Below are 16886 nucleotides of genomic sequence, written 5' to 3' on the forward strand. Positions count from 1 at the left end.
CCATGGAGCCGTTGTCGCATCATCTGCTGACCCAGGCCTACAACAATGGCTGGGCCAACCACCGCCTGTACAAGGCTTGCCTGCAACTGACCCAGGACGAGTTCGTCGCCCCCCGCTGCAGTTTTTTCCCGTCGATCAAGGCTACTCTCAACCACCTGTTGACGGTGGACTGGTTCTACCTTGACGCGCTGGAGTGCGAGCAACGCGGCCAAACGCCGGACCCGGACGGCGAGCGCTTCTTCCAACCCGAGCAGCCCTTCGCCACCTGCACCGACCTGCAGGCCCAGCAGGCCCAGGCCGACCAGCGCCTGATCGCCTATTGCCGGCAATTGCGCGACGACCAGTTGCGGCGCTATGTGAGCATCGTGCGACCGGACCGGGTGCAACAGGAGCAACGTTTGCGCTTGCTGTCACACCTGTTCGAGCACCAGATCCACCATCGTGGCCAGGTGCACGCGATGCTCAGCGACACGGCGATCAGGCCACCGCAGTTGGACGAATTCTTCTGCGAAGAGGAGGCCTCACTGCGATCCGCGGATTTTGCCGCGCTGGGTTGGAGTGAGGCGCAGGTCTGGGGGCCGCGCTGAGCGGCGCTCAGGCTGTTTCGTCACCTGCCAGATCGTGGGCGGCCTGCACCAGTTGCTCGAGCTGGTGATGCACCATGGCGCGGTCCAGCTGCACCAGGGGCTGGCGATTCCACAGTATTTGCATGCCGGTGAGCGGGTCGACACCGATCACAGGCTTGCAGGTGTCCTGGCAGAACAGGTTCTGTTCACCCCAGCGTATATCGTCGATTGCGGGGACTTCGATGAACATCAGCAAGTGGTCCGCCGGGTGCTCGGTAACGTTGCACACAAAAGACCCCACGCGCAGGCTGATCACCGGCTCGAAGGTCAAGGGGGGCTCCAGCTTCAGGACAGCGTAAAGCTGGGTCAATGCATAGTCATAGTTCGTGCCTGACATGGCGAGCTCTCGATCAAAGGGCTTGCCACGTTAGTCAGTGCATAACCTGCAAGATAGCAGGTGTAGTCGTCATTTTTTAGCTGCTGGGCTTCCTGCTGTTCGGCAAAGGCTTGCTTCGTATTGCCTTACAGGGTTGATGAAATTCCTACAAGTTATGGCGAATAGCCTCCATCTTGGTTAGGACAATCCCTGCGTTCATTCTTGGGAAGGCGCCGTAGTCTGTGCCCCTGTCTGCATCGCGGAGGCAAGGGCTGCACGGTCATTCGAATCTTGCACGATCTGCTACCCGACGATGCGTAAAGGGTCCTACGGGAAGCAGGGCCTCGCGTGATAGGGATTTCTCCAGTTGAGGGCTGGTGTGTGCAAGGTCGGCAGTTGGATGTTGTCGGGGCGGGGTTCGCGTCCCAGGGGCACGAAGGCTTCTACGCAGTGATGGCGGGTGAGCTGGCGCTTCGCGAAAGGGACGACATCATTCACCTAAAGGCAGGCGAACTGTTGTTCGTCAAGCGTGGCACCTACCTGGTGGCGACCCAGTGGCAGGCCTGCGAAGTGCTGTGGCTACCGCTGGACGTGAATTTCGTGCAGGCGTTCGTTCAGCGTCATGGCAAAGACCTTGCGCACCTCGAACGCCGTGACGAGGTGGGTGTGAATACCCTCCGGCTTCGACCCTGCACGATGGCGCAGGAGTGCGTGACTCGCCTCTCGGCGCTCGGGGGCGAAGGCACTTCGTCGATGCTGGCGATGCTGCGCCTGGAGGAGCTGTTGCTGCTGCTCATCTTCGGACCGCAGGGGCGGAGCTTGTTGGCGGCATTGCGGCAACAGGGCAATCGCCATGTCGATCGCCTGCACGCATTCATGGAACAGCACTATCTGCGCGAGTGGCGCCTGGAGCAGTACGCCCAGGCCTTCGGCTTGGGCCTGACAGCGTTCAAGAGTTTGTTCAACACCCTCTACAACTGCTCGCCACGAGCCTGGATCACCGAACGCAGGATCGTCCACGCGCACCATCTGCTGCTTAACACGCGCATGAGCATTGTCGACATCGCCATGGAAAGCGGCTTTTCCAGCCAGTCGTATTTCAGCCAGAGCTACCGCCGACGGTTCGGCCGTACCCCCAGCGATGCCCGCCGTGGCTGACAACCTTTGTGCCCCTCAAGCTGCATGGACGATGCCCGTATGAACACACTTTTGAACCGATTGGCCCGACAACTGGGCATGCCGCCCTGGCTGGCCAATGAGCGCGGTGACTACCACCTGTGCATCGAGGGGCACACCCTGTACCTCGAGCCGCAAGGCACACAACTGTTAATTCGCAGTTCGCTGTCGTCGCTGGCCGGCCAAGGCGACAAACTCGATCCGCATGTCTTGCGCCGCTTGATGGGCATGCTGACGGCGTGGGCGCAGCATTGTCCGCAGAGGTTGGTGCTTACACCTGCAAGAGAGCCGCTGCTTGAAGCGCAGGTAGACCTGCCCCAGGCCAATATTGATATCTTGGATCACGTACTGGGTGCTCAGGTCGACCTGCTCGCCCTGCTGTGCGAGCAACAGGCTGATCCAGTGCCTGTGACCCACGGGGGAGCTCGCGTATGGCTGCCTTGAGGTCGCTTGCCGCCGGCTTGACGGCGCTGTTGGCCAGCCTTGCGGCCCAGGGCGAGCCACTGGATTGGCCCCAGGAGCCATTCCACTACGTTTCTCAGGGCGAGAGCCTGCGTGACGTACTGGGCAACTTCGCCGCCAACTACCAGGGGGCAGTGGTGGTCAGCGACAAGGTCAAGGACCAGGTGAGTGCCACGTTCGAGCAGCCGGACCCCGAGGCGTTTCTCGAACAGGTCGCCGTGCTGTTCAACCTGGCTTGGTACTACGACGGCGCGGTGCTTCATGTCGACAAGTCCAGCGAACTACAGACCCGGCTGGTCCACCTGGACAAAGTGCGCGAGCCGCAATTGCGCGCCGCCCTGCAGGAGGGTGGCGGCTGGACTTCCCGCTTCGCCTGGCGCGCTGCGGCGGGTGGGCGGCTGGTGTATGTCTCGGGCCCGCCGCGTTATCTCGACCGCGTCGAGCAGACCGCCAAGGCCCTGGAGCAGCAGGCTGTGTTGCAGGACGAACGCGGTGGCAGCCTGAGCGTCGAGGTGATCGCGCTCAGGCATGCGGTAGCCGAGGACCGCGAAATCGACTACCGCGACCAGAAGGTGGCGGTACCCGGTGTGGCCACGCTCCTCTCTCGGGTGCTGACGAACGCCGATGTGCGGGCGGTCGAAGGCCAGGCTGTGGCGCAGGGGGCGCCAGTACGCGCCGGTCAGGCCGTTGTCCAGGCCGAAGCGTCGCTCAATGCCATAATCGTGCGTGACCACGCCGAGCGCATGCCCATGTACCGGCGCCTGGTGGCGGCGCTGGACCGGCCGGCGGCACGCATCGAGGTTGGGCTGACGATCCTGGACATCAACGCCGAGCATCTGGCTGAGCTGGGGGTGGAGTGGCAGGTCGGCATTGGCACTGGCAAGCACCAACTGATCGACATCCGCACTAGCGCGGGCCAAGCGCAAGGGACGCTGGCCGGCAGCCTGGTCGACAGCCGGGGTGTGGACCGGCTGCTGGCCAAGGTGATGCTGATGCAGGGAGAAGGGCGCGCCCAGGTGGTGTCGCGGCCGACCTTGCTGACCCAGGAAAACACCCTGGCGGTGCTGGACCACAGCGAAACCTATTATGTCCGGGTGCTGGGCGAACGCGTCGCCGAGCTCAAGGCGATCACCTACGGCACCTTGTTGAAGATGACCCCACGGCTGATCCGCAGTGCGGACCGGCCGGAAATCAGCCTGAGCCTGCATATCGAGGACGGCAGCCAGAAGCCAAACAGCACGGGCCCCGACGGCATACCCACGATCAGCCGCACGGTCATCGACACGCTGGCCCGGGTCGACCTGGGGCAGAGCCTGGTGATCGGCGGCATCCACCGCGACGAGACGAGTGAAAGCCTGCGCAAGGTCCCGTTGCTGGGGGACATCCCGTTCCTGGGGGCATTGTTTCGCTATCAGTCCAGCAGCACACGCCGATCGGTTCGGCTGTTCCTGATCGAGCCGAAGCTGATCGATTCTGGGCTTGCAAGCGTCGGCAATGGTTTGAAGGCAGGACCTGCCAGTGATGAGCGCTCTTGAGATGAGTTGGAAACTGCGGGTCTACAGTGGCCTGAATGCGGGGGCCGAAGTGTCCCTTGCACCCGGCCGGGTAGTCATCGGCGCCGACCCGGCGCAAGCCGATCTGGTGCTGGTGGACGCGGGGATCGCCGCCATTCACCTGGTGCTGATGGTAGAGCCTGGCGGAGTACGCCTGCTGGAATGGGGGGCCACCGAACCGCCTACGCAGGCCGGGGTGACGGTAACGGCGGATGTCGAGTTGCAGGCACTGGCCATCCAGCGTTGTGGCCCGTTGTGCTGGGCATTCTGTACAGAGGGCGAGGTATTTGCCGAGCGGCCTCCCGAGTCGGTCCCCCGGTCCGGATTGCGGGCTGGCTGGTTCATGATCCCTGGCGGCGGTTTGCTGCTGTTGCTGGCGCTGCTCTCGCGACTGCTGATTCCAGAGGCCGAAGCGCAGGGCAAAGCGAATGCAGCCGATCCCCAGGTCATGTCACACAGCCTGCCCGTTCCACAGGCCCGGACGCGCCTGGCCCAACTGCTGCGCGAATGGCGCCTGGAGGATGCCCTGACCCTGGAGGACCGCGGTGACACCCTGGTACTGCGTGGGGCACTGCATGACCGCCAGCATCAGGACTTCCTCAACCTGCAACGCCAGTTCCGCCAGGCATTCCGCGAATATCCGCTGTTGAAGCTGGTCGATGACGGCAGGGCCCCTGTGCCCGGGAAACTCGATTTCCCGCTGCGTGCGGTGTCGCTGGGGCGCGTGCCCTACGTGACGCTGACGGACAACCGCCGTTATCCGGTAGGCGCGCTGATGCCTTCCGGTATCCGCATCCTGGCGATCGATGGTCAGGCGATCACTTTGCGCAAGGGTGGGCAGGACTACTCGATCAATCTCAAGGAGCGCCCCATCAATGATGGATGAGCTATTGCAGGAAACACGTGACCCACAAACCCGCGCCCGGATGTACAGGGCGCTGGAACATGCGCGGCAGGCCCGCGTCGAGCAGATGTCGCGCCCTTTGCCGCCCACGGCATTCCAGGCAGCGCATGACGAGCGAACGGCCCTTGAAGCGGCCTTGAACATCCTGGAAAAACTGAAGGAACATTGAAATGACAGGCATCAGCAGCGGATTCCACGACGGCACCAGCAACACCATGGACATGGTCCACGAAGGCATGGTCAAACAGGCGCGAGAGGCCAACAAGGCCGTCCTCGAATCGCTCAGCAAACTCAACGAGAAAAGCGACGACCCCGCTTTGCTGGCCGACATGCGCCACCGTTCGAACATCTGGTCCAACGTGTTCCAGGTCGATGCGACCTTGGGCCAGACCTTCAAGAACACCATCAGCAGCATCCTGCAGAAGTTCTGAGCATGGAGTACTCGGTGAACAATCTGATGGCGCGCCTGGGCTTGCTGGGTGTCGAGCACCATCACAATGACGAAGCGATGGTGATTGCGCGTTGGCTTGCCCGGCAGCCGGAAACCATGGAAGCCGCCTGTGCGATACGTATCGCCGGACTGATGGGGGCGGGACGCTGCGAGGAGGCCCTGGCAGAAGGCAACCAGGCGCCCTGGCCATCCCTCGACCCGTGGCTGGCGTTGTGCGAACGCCAGCTTGGCTACATGGCGGCGCTGGAAAGGCGGCTTGAGCGCATGGCGCAGAGTGAGGATTGCGATCTGATCCGGTTTGCCGAGGGTATGCGTGCCCAGGTGGTGGCATGAACGGGTTGACCCTGTCGCTGGTGACGAGTGCGCAAACAGCTTCGATCCCACAGCCCGTTCCTGCGGATCGGGACGCTGCTGCATTTCAGGCATGCCTGATCGAGCAGGCGCCAGGCGCCCCGGAGCAGAGGCGGGGCCCGGCATTGGCAGAGCAACAGCGTCTGCAAGTGTTCGCCATGGCGATGGACCTGCTCAACGATTCCTTCACCGTGGAGAACGACTCATGAATGGCATTGCCGAGGTGACCCGTTTGGTCACCGATCTGCAGTCCCTGGCGGCACCGGACGTCGACTCCCGCCAGGTGGCCGAGTTCGAGCAGGCGCTATCCAGTAGTGCCGGCAGCCCCGAGGAGGGGTTGTTGCACAAAGTCGCACAGCTCGGCCAGCAACATGCCGAAGCCAGGCAGGGCGCGCATGCCAGCCTGGTCTCGGGCGTGGGTGATCCGGTGGCATTGATGGATGCCCATTGGGCACTGATACGCACCAATCTGCAGGTCGAGCTGATTGCCAAGGGCGTGGGACGCACCACGCAGAACATCGAAACCCTGATGAAAGCCCAGTAGGTGCCCTGTGAAGAATCCATGGCAGTGCTTGCTGCTTGTGACGGTACTGCTGCTGGGCGGGTGCAAGGTCGAGCTGTACCTGGGCCTCGGCCAGCGCGAAGCCAACGAAATGCTCGCGGTGCTGGATGCCGAGGGCATCGATGCGGTGAAGGCGCAGGACAAGGACGGCAAGGTGAAGATCCTGATCGGCGAGGCCGACATCGGCCACGCGGTAGCCGCGCTCAAGCGCCAGGGCTACCCACGGGAGATGTTCTCCACGGTCAGTGATGTGTTCCCCCGGGACAGCCTGATCTCGTCGCCGCTGGAGGAGCACGCGCGGTTGGCCTATGTGAAGTCCCAGGAGTTGTCGCGCACCCTGTCGGAAATCGATGGCGTGCTGGTGGCGCGGGTGCATGTGGTGTTGCCGGAGCCCCGCGACAGCCTGCGCGCAACGGCCCGTGCGGCCTCGGCTTCGATCTTCATCAAGCATGCGGCGGACGCGGCACTGGACCTGTACATCGGGCAGATGAAACAGCTGTTGAGCAACAGCATCGAAGGCCTCGACTACGACCGCATCAGTGTGGTGCTGGTGCCTTCAACGCAGGCTCGCCAGCTGTGGCCAGGGGAGCGTCATGCGACGCTGTTGTCGATTCACGTGATGGAGGGGTCGCGCCTGCGTCTTCTTGCGCTGATTGGGACATTGCTGGGGGTGCTGGTACTGAGCAATCTCGCGCAGTACCTGTGGTGGCGCCAGCGGGCATGAGCATGACCCCGTTTCAGCTTCGCTACTGCCCGGCGCGGTACCTGCACCAGGCGCATTGCCCTGAACCGTTGCGGCAGGTGGCCCAGGCCTTGCCACACTGGCGTCGGGACAGCTCGATCAATGGTTGGTTGCTGTCGGCGCTGGACCTGGCCGAACCCTTTGAAATACCGGAGCGGCTGGGTGGGCTGGCCCTTTATCCGCAGCCAGCATTCGAACGTGTTCTGGCCACTGTTGGCGGCTTGTTGCATGGCCAGGCCATTGTGCGACTGCTCGACCGAGCCGACCAGACGCGCTTGCGCCAGGTGCTCGGCGATCAAGGCCTGCGCTATTGCCTGGAGAAATGGCGGCTGCTCATCGGTCCATGGCCGCCAGGCTGGCAACAGGCGCTGCCAAGCGGCGCGCTGGAGGTGGAACTGCCCGTGCTGGGGCTGTCGTTCTGGCTACAGGCCTGCGGTTGTACCGATCCCGGTTTTGCCCGGCGCCTGGCCCTGCGACTGCCTGGCACCGGGGCATTGCCGACCTGGCCGATGAGCGACGATCAGCGCGCCCTGGCGCGCATCCTTTGCCTGAAAGTGGCCCGAGACAGGAGCCCGGAATGTTGCCATTTATTGAACTGAATGATTGCCGGCCGATGCTCGAGCCAGGCTGTACCGTGTTGCGCGGCGCCGACTACCAGCGCTTTCTCGAGGCCGGCGCATTGACCGAAAGCGCTCGCCAGCGTGCCAGCGACATCGATGCACAGGCCGATGCAGTGCTCGAGGCGCAGCATCGGCTTGGTCGGGAGGTCGGGCTGGAAATGGCCGCGGTCGAGCAGGCGGCGCTGGTGCACACTGTGCGATTGCGCTGTGACGAGTTCTATCGTCGGGCCGACCGGCAGATAAGCGAGGTGGTGTACCAGGCGGTGGCCAAGGTGTTGGGGGCATACCCGGACATCGAGCTGACGCTCGCGGCCACACGTCAGGCGTTGGCGCAGGTTCGCCCACGGGAGGAGCTGATCCTGCACGTGCACCCTGACCAGGTGCTCGAGGTTCGTCTGCGTATCGATGCGATTCTCGAGCAGTTTCCCGGCACGGGCCCCCTGGAAATCTGCGGTGATGCTCGGCTTGCGCGCGGCGGTTGCCGACTGGAAACCGAAGGCTGCGTCATCGACGCCAGCATCGAAGGGCAGTTGAGCGCTTTGCAACGAGTGTTGTCGCAAGTAGCTCCTGACAATGAGCCTGGATCCGCATGAGCCCGCTCGAACATGGCCATGAGGCGGTGCTGGCCGCCGCTGCGCGGGCTATCCGCGATGATCAGGAGCGCGATGCGCAGCTCCTGGTCTTCTGGGCACAGCTTCGTCAGCCTGCTCGACCATCTGTGCGGGAGGATATCTTGCCCGTGCGCCGGCCATTGCCGCAGCGTGGGATCTTGGTATAGCACCTGGCCCCAAGGCCTGCGGAAACGGGCCAAACCTGTTCAGACCGGCGGCGTCTTCTCTTGCGCCTGCAACCAGCGGATCACCTCGGCGACCGGCTGGATCAGCTCGCCGGGGATGTATTGCTCCTCCAGGCTGTCGGCGAAAAGCGCTCGTGCCAGGGGGATGCGTTCCAGCACCGGCACGCCTTCTTCCTCGGCGATCCGGCGCACCCGCAGGGCTTGCTCGTCGGTGTACTTCAGGGTGACCAGCGGCAACGGGGTTTCCCCGGCCTCGTAGCGCAAGCCCACGGCGATGTGGGTCGGGTTGGTGACGATGACCGACGAACGCCTGACGTCCGCCCGCAACGTCCCTTGCTGCAGCTCACGGTGGCGTTTGCGGCGTTCGCGCTTGAGCTCCGGCGCGCCTTCCTGCTCCTTGTGCTCACGCTTGACCTCATCCTTGCTCATGCGCAACTGCCGATGATGCTGCCTGCGCTCCAGGCCGTAGTCGGCCGCTGAAATCGCCATGAAACCAACGGCACAGACGCCGATCAGCTGGCCCAGCAGGCTGCCCAGCACAGGCAGGATGCAGCCGATGCCGCACAGTGGGACCCGCAGCAACACGTGCAGGTTGTCGCTGAGCAGGCCGAGCACCAGTGCGCCGAGCAACAGCACCTTGAGCAAGGATTTGAAAAAGTCGAGCAGGTTCCTGACCGAGAAGATTCGCTTCATCCCCTCTACCGGGCTGATCTTCTTCAGGTCGGGTGAGAGCGATTGCGTGCTGAACACCACGCCGGTCTGCAGCAGGTTGCCCGCGCTGGCGGCAATCAATGTGGTCAGCAGGAACGGCAGGGTGAGCCACAGCAGTTCGTGCAGCAACTGCTGCAGCACCAGCTCCAGTGCCTGGCGAAACGGCAGGTGGAGCAGGGGCTCGGGCAGCAGCATCAGCGCTCGCAGGTGGCCGAGGAAATAGTCGGGAAAGCTCAGGGGCAACACGGCCAGGCTCAGGATCAGCACGCTGGATACCAGTTCCTTGCTCTTGACCACCTGGCCGTTACGTCGTGCATCGCGCAATTTGGCCCGAGTGGGATGCTCGGTCTTCTCCGTGCTCATGGCTGCTCCAGCAAGGGGCCGAGCATGCGCACCGCGTGCAGCGCGCTGAATACCTGATCCTGGGCCTGCGTCATCAGCAGGTACAGGTAGGGCACCAGCAATGCGCTGCAGACCAGGCTCTTGATCGGCATGGACAGGATGAATACGTTCAGCGTCGGCGCGAAACGGCTGATGAGTGCCAGGCCGAACTCGGCGAGGAACATGGCGATCAGCAGCGGGGCGGCGAACAGTATGCACAGGGTCATCAGGTAGTCGAACTGGGTCAGGAAGAACGCGCTCCACTGGTCGCTGATCTGTGGGTAATAGCTCGCCACCGGCCAGCTGGCGTAGCTGCCCAGCAATGCGCCGAGCAGTCCCAGGAAGGCGCCACCGGTGAAGAACAGGGTGACCAGGGTCTGCAGCAGCAGCGCTCCGGTGGGGCTGGTCTGGCTGCCCAGCAACGGGTTGAGGGTGGACGCCAGGGTCGCGCCGCGTTGGTTGTCGATGAGAAAGCCGCAGGCCTCCAGCGCCCAGAACGGGACGCACACGATGAACCCGAGCAGCAGGCCGAGCAGCACTTCCTTGCCGATCAGCAGTCCCAGTTGCAGCCCATCCAGGCCTGGCGGCAGCGTGCCTGCCACGCTGGGGTAGATGAACAGCGCCAGCGAGCACGCCACGCCATTGCGTACCAACGCGCCGCCCAGTACCTGCTTGCCGAGGATCGGCAGCACGATGAAGCAGCTGAACAGCCTGGGCAGGATCAGGCTGAAGTTCAGCAGGGCCTGTTCCAGTGCCTGGACAGTCATCGCACCCACAGGACTCGCTCGAGCACCAGGTCGGTGTAGCGGTAGAGCTCGCTGCCCATCCAGTCGGCCGTGACGAACAGGGTAACGACCACCGCGACCAGCTTGGCGACGAAGCCCAGGGTCTGTTCCTGCACCTGGGTCAGGGCCTGGACCAGCGACACCAGGGTGCCCACCAGCGCGGCCATCAGCACCGTCGGCAGTGACAGGATCAATATCAGCCACAGCGCCTGGCTGGCAAAGTGCAGGACTTCGGTACTGCTCATCTCAGCCCCCGTAGCTCAGCACCAGGCCGTGGGAGAGGCGCCCCCAGCCATCGAGCAGGACGAACAGCAGCAGCTTGAACGGTAGCGAGATGGTCACTGGCGACACCATCATCATTCCCATGGCCAGCAGGATGTTGGAAATGATCAGGTCGATGGCGATGAACGGCAGGTAGATCAGGAAACCGATCTCGAAGGCCCGGGTCAGTTCGCTGATGGTGAACGCGGGCAGCAGGACGAGCAGGCTGTCGCCGTCGACCTGTTCGGCGTAGTGGTTGGGCCACAGCTGACGAGTGCTGTCGAGGAAGAAGGCGCGCTCGCGTTCGTTGACATGTTTGTCGAGGAACGTGCGAAACGGCCCCAAGCCTTCGTCGAGAAAACGTTCGATCGAGTGAGCATCACCGAGGGCTGTCTGATGGGTGTTCAGGTAGTCGTAGGTGGCCATGCCCACCGGCGCCATGACGTAGATACTGAGGATGATCGCCAGGCCATACAGGGCCATGTTGGGTGGGATCTGCTGCACACCCAAGGCATTGCGCAGCAACGAGAAGACCACGGTCATCTTCAGGAACGAGGTGGCCATGACCGCGATGAAGGGGACCAGCGACAGCAGCGCCAGGCCGAGGATCAGGCTCAGTTCGTCCGGCAACTGGATCATGTCGGGTCGTTTTCCAGCAGCCGGGTCACGCGCACCCCGAGGCGGCCGTCGATGCGCACCAGCAGGCCGCTGCCGATACAGCGCTGGTTGGCGAGAATGCGCACCTCGGCCGCCAGCGGGCTGTGCAGCTCGATCAGGGCGCCTGGCTGCAGGGTCGACAGCGTGTGCAGGTCGAGGGTCTGGCGACCGACCTCGAAACTGACCGCAATCGGCAATTGCTCCAGTTCCCCCAGTGCGGTATCGGGCAGCGGTAACGAATCGTGCATGCGGACTAGCTCCAGATGTGTGTCGTCGAGCAGCAGTTCTGCCCAGGGGTGGCCGTCGAGCACGCCGAGCAACCGGGGTGGCACTGACGCGGCGGCGGGCAGCAGCAGGATGTCGCCCATGCCGAGGCCACGCAGCTCGTGCAGCGACAGTTCGAGGGGGCGCCATTGCAGCGAGAGGTTCAGCGCGATGTTCAGGCGTTCGCGCAACGGGCGTCGCGGCAATGTGGCCAGCAGGCGCTCAAGATCGCCCTGCACCCAACAGGTCAGGGCGCTTGCGGCATGCTTCAGCGATACTTGCAGGCTGGGCTTGCCCTGATAGTCACCTGCCAGTTCGATACCCAGGCATTGCAGGCCCGGTATCCAAGGGCTGTCCCGTTGCAGCAACGCCAGTTGCAATGGCGCCGGCAGGCTGGCGAAGTCGGCTTCCTGCAAATGCGGCGCCAACCATTGCGCCAGATGCTGCCGACGGCACAGCAGGCGCGCCGGCACGCCCTGCCAATCGACCAGCACGGCCAGGTCGGGGGCGTCCTCGCAAGCGGCGATGCCTAGCAAGGCTTGGCGCTCGGCGTCGACATAGCTGCGCTGGCGGTGACTCAGCAGCCGCTGCAGGTGCAGCTCCTGTTGGGAAGCTGATGGGAAACTCGCTGGTTTCATGGTTCGGGCCACCACTCGTCGAGCACGTGGCGCCGGTTGCGTGAACCTTGCTCGCCGCCGCCGTTGGCGGCAAAACCGAGGCTGACCTGCTGCGCAGGATCAAGCCGTTGCAGACGATCGAGCAGGTCCGCGCAAGCCACCTGCAATTGCCGCAGACTTGCTGGCGCCGCCTGGATCTCCACCTGCAAGCCTGCGCCGACATGGCGCATGTGCACCTCGACAGGTCCCAGCTGCGGCAACCGAGCACGCAGCAGGGTCAGTTCACGGTTGTCGGCCTTGCAACCGAGCACTTGCAGCTGCAGGCGATCCACCAGTGTCTGCAGGTCTTCGGTGAGTGTGATGCCTGGGGAGGACATTACCCTGTCTACCACTGCACGTTCACAGGTCACGGCATGCACCGGGGCCGGTATGGCGCTTTCATGTGGTTGCAGGCGACTTGGCAGGTTGTCTGCGTGTTCGCGAATGTCTCGAGGCATGGCCTCGGGCACGCTCTGGACCGTCGGCCCAGGCGCCTCGACTTCTTCGGGTGTCGTCGGGGTGAGCGGATGGCTGCCAACATCCTCGTTTAGCGCGGGGGGGCCAGGCACAGGTGGATAGTGGGCCGCCCGGGGCATGGTAGGCAGCAACGGGTAGCCAAGGCCCAGATGGCCAGATTCCCGAGGCATACCCTGCCTTTCTGGTGGTGCTAGCAGCAGCTGTTCGAACAACAGCCGCTGGCTGTTCCGCGCAGGCAAGCGAGGCGTGTCAGTCGACGGGGTCAACAGTGCAGACAGAGGCAGGGTCTTCATGGTTGCAGGCCACCGTGTAAACAGTGCTCCTCCAACTCGAGCTCCTGCCTGCATTGCGCCAGTCGAGTGGCGCGTTGATGGGCCTCGTCCCGCAGTTGGACGAAGCTGTCCCTTTTTTGCCGAGTTTGGGCGAGCTGCGCCTGGGCCTGCTGGTGTGCAGTGTACCGGCGCGCCAGTGCCCCCTTGCAGGCAACGGCTTGCCCATGCAGGCTCGCTTCGCGCTCACCGAGCAGACCGACCTGCCGACGCCAGTGCTCCAAGGCACGACAGTCGATCAACTGGCCGACATGCGCGGCGAACAGGCGCTGTTGTTCTTCGCGGGACCCGCGTTGAAACGCCAGGTGCGCGTCGAGGGCCTTTGCCTCGGCTTGTTCTGCCGCCTGTAGAAGGGCCAGTTGGCTTCGCGCTTCACGCTCGGCTTGCTGAAGTCTGCGTTGCTTGATTTTCGCAAGGGCGGTCAGGGGCATCGGGTGATCTCCAGCAGTTGTTCGAGGCTTTGTCGCAGCGAGACGTTCTCGTCGGAAGGCTGGCACAGCCAGGCGCGGATGGCTTCGCGTTTGCCGATGGCCTGGTCCGCGAGCGGATCCTGGCCCTGTGTGTACTCCCCGATCCTGAGCAGCAGTTCGACTTCCTCATACCGGGCCATCCATTCGCGCAGTTGGCCGGCGGCGGCACGGTGTTCCGGGCTGACCACCTGGTTCATGACCCGGCTGACCGAGCGCAGCACGTCGATGGCCGGGTAGTGGTTGGCGGCTGCCAGGGCCTGGGACAGGACGATATGGCCATCGAGGATCGAACGGGTTTCCTCGGCGATCGGCTCGTTCAGGTCGTCGCCTTCCACCAGCACCGTGTAAAGCGCGGTGATCGAACCCTCGGCCGATTGCCCTGCGCGCTCCAGCAGGCGCGGCAGCTGGGCGAACACCGAAGGCGGAAAGCCGCGCCGGGTCGGAGGTTCGCCCGCGGCCAGGCCGATCTCCCGCTGGGCCCGGGCAAAGCGGGTCAGGGAGTCCATCAGCAGCAGTACCTTGTTGCCCTGGTCGCGGAAATATTCGGCGACGCTGGTGGCGACGAAGGCCGCCCGGGCGCGTTCCATGGCCGGCCGGTCAGAGGTCGCGACCACCAGTACCGCACGGCGCAGGCCGTGTTCGCCGAGTTCGTGGTGAATGAATTCACGTACCTCGCGGCCGCGCTCGCCGATCAGGGCGAGCACGATCACGTCCGCCTCTGCGTTGCGCAGCAGCGTGGCCAGCAGGGTGCTCTTGCCGCCACCGGCGGGGGCGAAGATGCCTGTGCGCTGCCCTTCGGCGCAGGTGAGCAAGCCATCGATACAGCGCACGCCCAGGCTCAAGGGGGTATCGACCAGTTTGCGGCTCAGTGGCGATGGCGCGTCCCGATGCACGGGGTACCAGGCTTGGGGTGTAGCCGGCGTGCTGCCGTCGAGCGGCTTGCCCAGGCCATCCAGCACCGTCCCCAGCAAGTGCTCGCCTACTCCTATGCGGTGCATGCCGCCGGTGGGGCAGACCTCGGTGCGCGTGCACAGCCCCTGCATGTCGCCCAGCGGGGCGAGCAACGCCTGGTCCTGCTGCAGGCCGATGACTTCGGCCTGCAGTTCAGGCTGGCCGCCCGGCCTGCGCAACCGGCACAGCTCGCCGACTTGCACGCCGGGTGCCAAGGCGCGGATCAGGGTGCCGGTGACCTGGGTGACCTTGCCGTTGACCTGCACCAAGGTGGCGTTGTTCACGGCGGCCAGCAGGGCCTGGGGAGTCTGGAGCAGCGATGGCGGCATGGGCAAGGTTGCAGCGCGAATGATGGGCGCCATTCTAGGTAGCCTGCTGCGCAGCGGATTTCACTGTGAGGCGCATGTTTTTAGTTTTCGGTCGGCCACTGTCGCGCCTGGCGACAGGCTAAAAAGAAGCGGCCAGTGGCAACAGTGGGGCGCTGAGCTTGCCTCTAGCATGGCGCTCATTCTTTGATGCGACGACGAGGTGGGGATGAGCGAAGGCGTCGGCTTTTTTCGCAGTGAACCGGTGCTGGCCATGCTGCCCGGTTGGGAGGCGCAGGGGCAGACGGCCCTGCAAGCGCGGCAGGTGACACCGATGGCGCAGCAGGCCAGCATGGCGGAGGAGGTGTCCATGGCGTTCTCGTCACTGGCCAACGCGCGGCTCAGTACCCGCAGTCGCGTGACCGATGCGCGCCAGCTGGGATTGCGCGCCGGCCAGGAAGCCGAGGCCATGCTGGCCAAGGTGCCGGATGTGCAGCGTCGGTCACTGGATGAACTGGTGGCCTGGCTGCGTCAGCACCCTCAGCTGACCCCGGGTGAGCTACAGGCCCGCCTGGATGGATTTTCCGCTGAAGCCTGTCATCGCTTCCTGGCGCTGGCCTATGCCCGCGACGCGCTGGGCACGTCGGTCGATGCGCATGGCTTGGCCGACAAACTGGACCAGGCCATGGCAACCATGACGCAGAGCCACGGCCAGGCGATTGAGCTGGGCATCGAGATCGGTCCTTTGGCCCAGGCGACGCAGGCGCAGGGGGTGGCCGAAGTGGCGGCGCTGCGTGGCGTGTACTGCGAGTTCCTGTGCGATTATCGCGGGCTCAGGCATGCCTGGGATGAGCTGCGGGTGCGCTTTGGCGATGCCGCCATCGGCGATATCGCGCAGTTCATGCTCAACGGCCTGGCCAGCCATATCAATGGTCCGTCCTCGAGCCTGGACAGCAGCCGACTGCAACAGGTCATCAGCGACATGAAGCTGGTGCAGGCGCTCAAGAAACTGGAAGGCGACACTGTCGCGCTGTTCCGCCAGCTTGCCGGAGAGCCCAGTGGCGTACGGACCTTCTGACCTGGTCGGCGACCTGCTGGCGTTGATCGATAAACGCTGGGCGACGGTGCAGGACATCCAGCGCCTGCTCGCGGCGTTGCCGCTTGGCCCGCAGGTGCAACGTATCCAGTGCCTGCGGGAGTTGCAGCGGATCTTCCGTTTGTTGCCCGTGCAGGTATTCAGCGACGAGGCGCAACGCGAGCATCTGTTGGCGATCTGGCAGTTGGCCATGGACCAAGCCGTCGACGATGAGGAGGCGTTGCTGTGCGGCGCGCGGGAGGCATGAGCATGGATCTTTGCACGGCAGCCATTGCCCGGTTCTGTCGCGATCTGGGTGTGGCACCCGCACACCCGCAGGAGCCGTTGCTGCGCCTGGAGTTGCCAGGTGCCGACGTTCTGCAACTCGAGCGGCTAGCGGGGCAATTGACGCTGTGGCTGGAGTTTTCCGTGCATGGGGCGACGTTCGGGCGCGCCATGCAGTGTGCGCTCAGACAGGTGTACGAACACCAGGCCTGCGGTTGCCTGCTGCGCTGTGGGCTGCTTGCCGAGGATCGTCTGGTGCTGCTGGCAGGCCTCGACGAACACGGGGTGACCGAACAGGCCTTGCATCGGGCCTATCGCTTGCTGACGCGGGTACGCACCGAGGTGTTGGCGGCATGAGCGTTATCGAGCCGGCCGGGCAGGTCGATGGTTTCTGGCAGCAATGGGCGCCAGTCGATGCGGCGCTTGCCCAGCCAGGATGCGACGCTTTGCCTATGCAGGGGCAGCCGGTGCAGGCGCACTTGCGTGAGCTGTACCCGCAGCATCAGGCGGCACGCCTGCGGCTGGCCTACGCCAGGCCCGAGCATGAACTGCGCAGCCTGTACGACCCGCAAAGCTTCACCCATGCGCTGGGCTCGTTGGTGGAGCAGCTGCTTGCGTCGCAGATTCCCGGGGACCCAGAGGCGGCGGCAATGGTGCAAGCGCTGCTGGCCGACCGGCGCACGCTGGAGTGCTGCGTTAACTTCCTGCTCAAGGTGTGAA

Annotated in this window: 27 protein-coding genes; 18 read left to right on the forward strand and 9 right to left on the reverse strand. The window is 64.2% G+C overall.

Going from position 1 to position 16886, the window contains the following annotated elements:
• Positions 1 to 2: 2 nt before the first annotated feature.
• Positions 3 to 587, forward strand: a complete 585-nt coding sequence (locus ACODS9_RS09565) for a DinB family protein (protein ID WP_401109356.1) — start codon at positions 3 to 5, stop codon at positions 585 to 587.
• A gap of 7 nt (positions 588 to 594) precedes the next feature.
• Here the strand turns inward: ACODS9_RS09565 and ACODS9_RS09570 are convergent, their stop codons facing one another.
• On the reverse strand, positions 595 to 963 hold the full coding sequence (locus ACODS9_RS09570; protein WP_489093798.1) for a CesT family type III secretion system chaperone: 369 nt from the start codon (positions 961 to 963) through the stop codon (positions 595 to 597).
• Positions 964 to 1392: 429 nt separating this feature from the next.
• On the opposite strand from ACODS9_RS09570, the gene ACODS9_RS09575 reads away from it, so the two are divergent.
• From ACODS9_RS09575 to ACODS9_RS09635, 13 genes are read left to right on the forward strand one after another with little or no spacing between them, the layout of a single operon-like run.
• The gene (locus ACODS9_RS09575) at positions 1393 to 2100 is read left to right on the forward strand and encodes a helix-turn-helix transcriptional regulator (RefSeq protein WP_401109603.1); all 708 of its coding nucleotides are present in this window, start codon (positions 1393 to 1395) and stop codon (positions 2098 to 2100) included.
• Positions 2101 to 2124: 24 nt separating this feature from the next.
• Positions 2125 to 2562: a CesT family type III secretion system chaperone gene (locus ACODS9_RS09580; RefSeq protein ID WP_489093799.1), complete on the forward strand. Its 438-nt coding sequence runs from the start codon at positions 2125 to 2127 to the stop codon at positions 2560 to 2562.
• Complete coding sequence (sctC, locus tag ACODS9_RS09585; RefSeq protein ID WP_489093800.1) at positions 2550 to 4115, forward strand: type III secretion system outer membrane ring subunit SctC; 1566 nt, start codon at positions 2550 to 2552, stop codon at positions 4113 to 4115. Before ACODS9_RS09580 ends, sctC begins: the two co-directional genes overlap by 13 nt.
• Positions 4102 to 5019 carry an FHA domain-containing protein gene (locus tag ACODS9_RS09590; RefSeq protein ID WP_489093801.1) on the forward strand — a complete coding sequence of 306 codons (918 nt, stop codon included), beginning with the start codon at positions 4102 to 4104 and terminating at the stop codon, positions 5017 to 5019. The genes sctC and ACODS9_RS09590 overlap by 14 nt, the downstream gene beginning before the upstream one ends.
• Entirely contained in the window at positions 5009 to 5206 is a 198-nt protein-coding gene (locus ACODS9_RS09595) for an EscE/YscE/SsaE family type III secretion system needle protein co-chaperone (protein ID WP_489093802.1), read from the forward strand. The genes ACODS9_RS09590 and ACODS9_RS09595 overlap by 11 nt, the downstream gene beginning before the upstream one ends.
• A gap of 1 nt (position 5207) precedes the next feature.
• Complete coding sequence (locus ACODS9_RS09600) at positions 5208 to 5468, forward strand: EscF/YscF/HrpA family type III secretion system needle major subunit (RefSeq protein WP_046855008.1); 261 nt, start codon at positions 5208 to 5210, stop codon at positions 5466 to 5468.
• A gap of 14 nt (positions 5469 to 5482) precedes the next feature.
• Positions 5483 to 5821 carry a YscG family type III secretion system chaperone gene (locus ACODS9_RS09605; protein ID WP_401109373.1) on the forward strand — a complete coding sequence of 113 codons (339 nt, stop codon included), beginning with the start codon at positions 5483 to 5485 and terminating at the stop codon, positions 5819 to 5821.
• Positions 5818 to 6048, forward strand: coding sequence for a hypothetical protein (locus tag ACODS9_RS09610; RefSeq protein WP_401109375.1), 231 nt, complete (start codon positions 5818 to 5820; stop codon positions 6046 to 6048). The genes ACODS9_RS09605 and ACODS9_RS09610 overlap by 4 nt, the downstream gene beginning before the upstream one ends.
• On the forward strand, positions 6045 to 6383 hold the full coding sequence (sctI, locus tag ACODS9_RS09615; RefSeq protein WP_489093803.1) for a type III secretion system inner rod subunit SctI: 339 nt from the start codon (positions 6045 to 6047) through the stop codon (positions 6381 to 6383). The genes ACODS9_RS09610 and sctI overlap by 4 nt, the downstream gene beginning before the upstream one ends.
• Before the next feature lie 7 nt (positions 6384 to 6390).
• The gene (sctJ, locus tag ACODS9_RS09620) at positions 6391 to 7125 is read left to right on the forward strand and encodes a type III secretion system inner membrane ring lipoprotein SctJ (RefSeq protein WP_367858888.1); all 735 of its coding nucleotides are present in this window, start codon (positions 6391 to 6393) and stop codon (positions 7123 to 7125) included.
• 2 nt (positions 7126 to 7127) lie between these two features.
• Entirely contained in the window at positions 7128 to 7742 is a 615-nt protein-coding gene (locus tag ACODS9_RS09625; RefSeq protein ID WP_489093804.1) for a SctK family type III secretion system sorting platform protein, read from the forward strand.
• Entirely contained in the window at positions 7721 to 8356 is a 636-nt protein-coding gene (locus ACODS9_RS09630; RefSeq protein ID WP_489093805.1) for an HrpE/YscL family type III secretion apparatus protein, read from the forward strand. The genes ACODS9_RS09625 and ACODS9_RS09630 overlap by 22 nt, the downstream gene beginning before the upstream one ends.
• On the forward strand, positions 8353 to 8541 hold the full coding sequence (locus tag ACODS9_RS09635) for a hypothetical protein (protein ID WP_046855014.1): 189 nt from the start codon (positions 8353 to 8355) through the stop codon (positions 8539 to 8541). Before ACODS9_RS09630 ends, ACODS9_RS09635 begins: the two co-directional genes overlap by 4 nt.
• 39 nt (positions 8542 to 8580) lie before the next feature.
• On the opposite strand, the gene sctU is transcribed toward ACODS9_RS09635, so the two are convergent.
• The 8 genes from sctU to sctN form a co-directional block, all read right to left on the reverse strand.
• Positions 8581 to 9633, reverse strand: a complete 1053-nt coding sequence (sctU, locus tag ACODS9_RS09640; protein WP_489093806.1) for a type III secretion system export apparatus subunit SctU — start codon at positions 9631 to 9633, stop codon at positions 8581 to 8583.
• Positions 9630 to 10418: a type III secretion system export apparatus subunit SctT gene (gene sctT, locus ACODS9_RS09645; RefSeq protein ID WP_489093850.1), complete on the reverse strand. Its 789-nt coding sequence runs from the start codon at positions 10416 to 10418 to the stop codon at positions 9630 to 9632. The genes sctU and sctT overlap by 4 nt, the downstream gene beginning before the upstream one ends.
• On the reverse strand, positions 10415 to 10681 hold the full coding sequence (sctS, locus tag ACODS9_RS09650) for a type III secretion system export apparatus subunit SctS (RefSeq protein ID WP_023629663.1): 267 nt from the start codon (positions 10679 to 10681) through the stop codon (positions 10415 to 10417). The genes sctT and sctS overlap by 4 nt, the downstream gene beginning before the upstream one ends.
• Position 10682: 1 nt before the next feature.
• Complete coding sequence (sctR, locus tag ACODS9_RS09655; RefSeq protein ID WP_489093807.1) at positions 10683 to 11336, reverse strand: type III secretion system export apparatus subunit SctR; 654 nt, start codon at positions 11334 to 11336, stop codon at positions 10683 to 10685.
• The gene (sctQ, locus tag ACODS9_RS09660) at positions 11333 to 12256 is read right to left on the reverse strand and encodes a type III secretion system cytoplasmic ring protein SctQ (RefSeq protein ID WP_401109396.1); all 924 of its coding nucleotides are present in this window, start codon (positions 12254 to 12256) and stop codon (positions 11333 to 11335) included. The genes sctR and sctQ overlap by 4 nt, the downstream gene beginning before the upstream one ends.
• Positions 12253 to 12612, reverse strand: coding sequence for a type III secretion system needle length determinant (locus tag ACODS9_RS09665; RefSeq protein ID WP_401109399.1), 360 nt, complete (start codon positions 12610 to 12612; stop codon positions 12253 to 12255). The genes sctQ and ACODS9_RS09665 overlap by 4 nt, the downstream gene beginning before the upstream one ends.
• Positions 12613 to 13040: 428 nt before the next feature.
• A complete protein-coding gene (gene sctO, locus ACODS9_RS09670; RefSeq protein WP_489093808.1) occupies positions 13041 to 13511 on the reverse strand; it encodes a type III secretion system stalk subunit SctO in 471 nt (156 codons plus the stop codon).
• The gene (gene sctN, locus ACODS9_RS09675; protein WP_489093851.1) at positions 13502 to 14830 is read right to left on the reverse strand and encodes a type III secretion system ATPase SctN; all 1329 of its coding nucleotides are present in this window, start codon (positions 14828 to 14830) and stop codon (positions 13502 to 13504) included. The genes sctO and sctN overlap by 10 nt, the downstream gene beginning before the upstream one ends.
• Positions 14831 to 15035: 205 nt before the next feature.
• On the opposite strand from sctN, the gene ACODS9_RS09680 reads away from it, so the two are divergent.
• Genes ACODS9_RS09680 through sctX form a run of 4 tightly spaced genes read left to right on the forward strand, consistent with a single transcriptional unit; the run spans position 15036 to position 16885 of the window.
• On the forward strand, positions 15036 to 15884 hold the full coding sequence (locus ACODS9_RS09680) for an HrpJ domain-containing protein (protein WP_489093809.1): 849 nt from the start codon (positions 15036 to 15038) through the stop codon (positions 15882 to 15884).
• Positions 15865 to 16149, forward strand: a complete 285-nt coding sequence (locus ACODS9_RS09685) for a TyeA family type III secretion system gatekeeper subunit (protein WP_367858876.1) — start codon at positions 15865 to 15867, stop codon at positions 16147 to 16149. The genes ACODS9_RS09680 and ACODS9_RS09685 overlap by 20 nt, the downstream gene beginning before the upstream one ends.
• Complete coding sequence (locus ACODS9_RS09690) at positions 16146 to 16523, forward strand: hypothetical protein (RefSeq protein ID WP_489093810.1); 378 nt, start codon at positions 16146 to 16148, stop codon at positions 16521 to 16523. Before ACODS9_RS09685 ends, ACODS9_RS09690 begins: the two co-directional genes overlap by 4 nt.
• Positions 16520 to 16885: a type III secretion apparatus assembly protein SctX gene (gene sctX / locus ACODS9_RS09695; RefSeq protein WP_401109413.1), complete on the forward strand. Its 366-nt coding sequence runs from the start codon at positions 16520 to 16522 to the stop codon at positions 16883 to 16885. Before ACODS9_RS09690 ends, sctX begins: the two co-directional genes overlap by 4 nt.
• The last annotated feature ends 1 nt before the right edge of the window (position 16886 follow it).

The sequence above is a fragment of the Pseudomonas sp. FG36 genome (genome assembly GCF_057809275.1).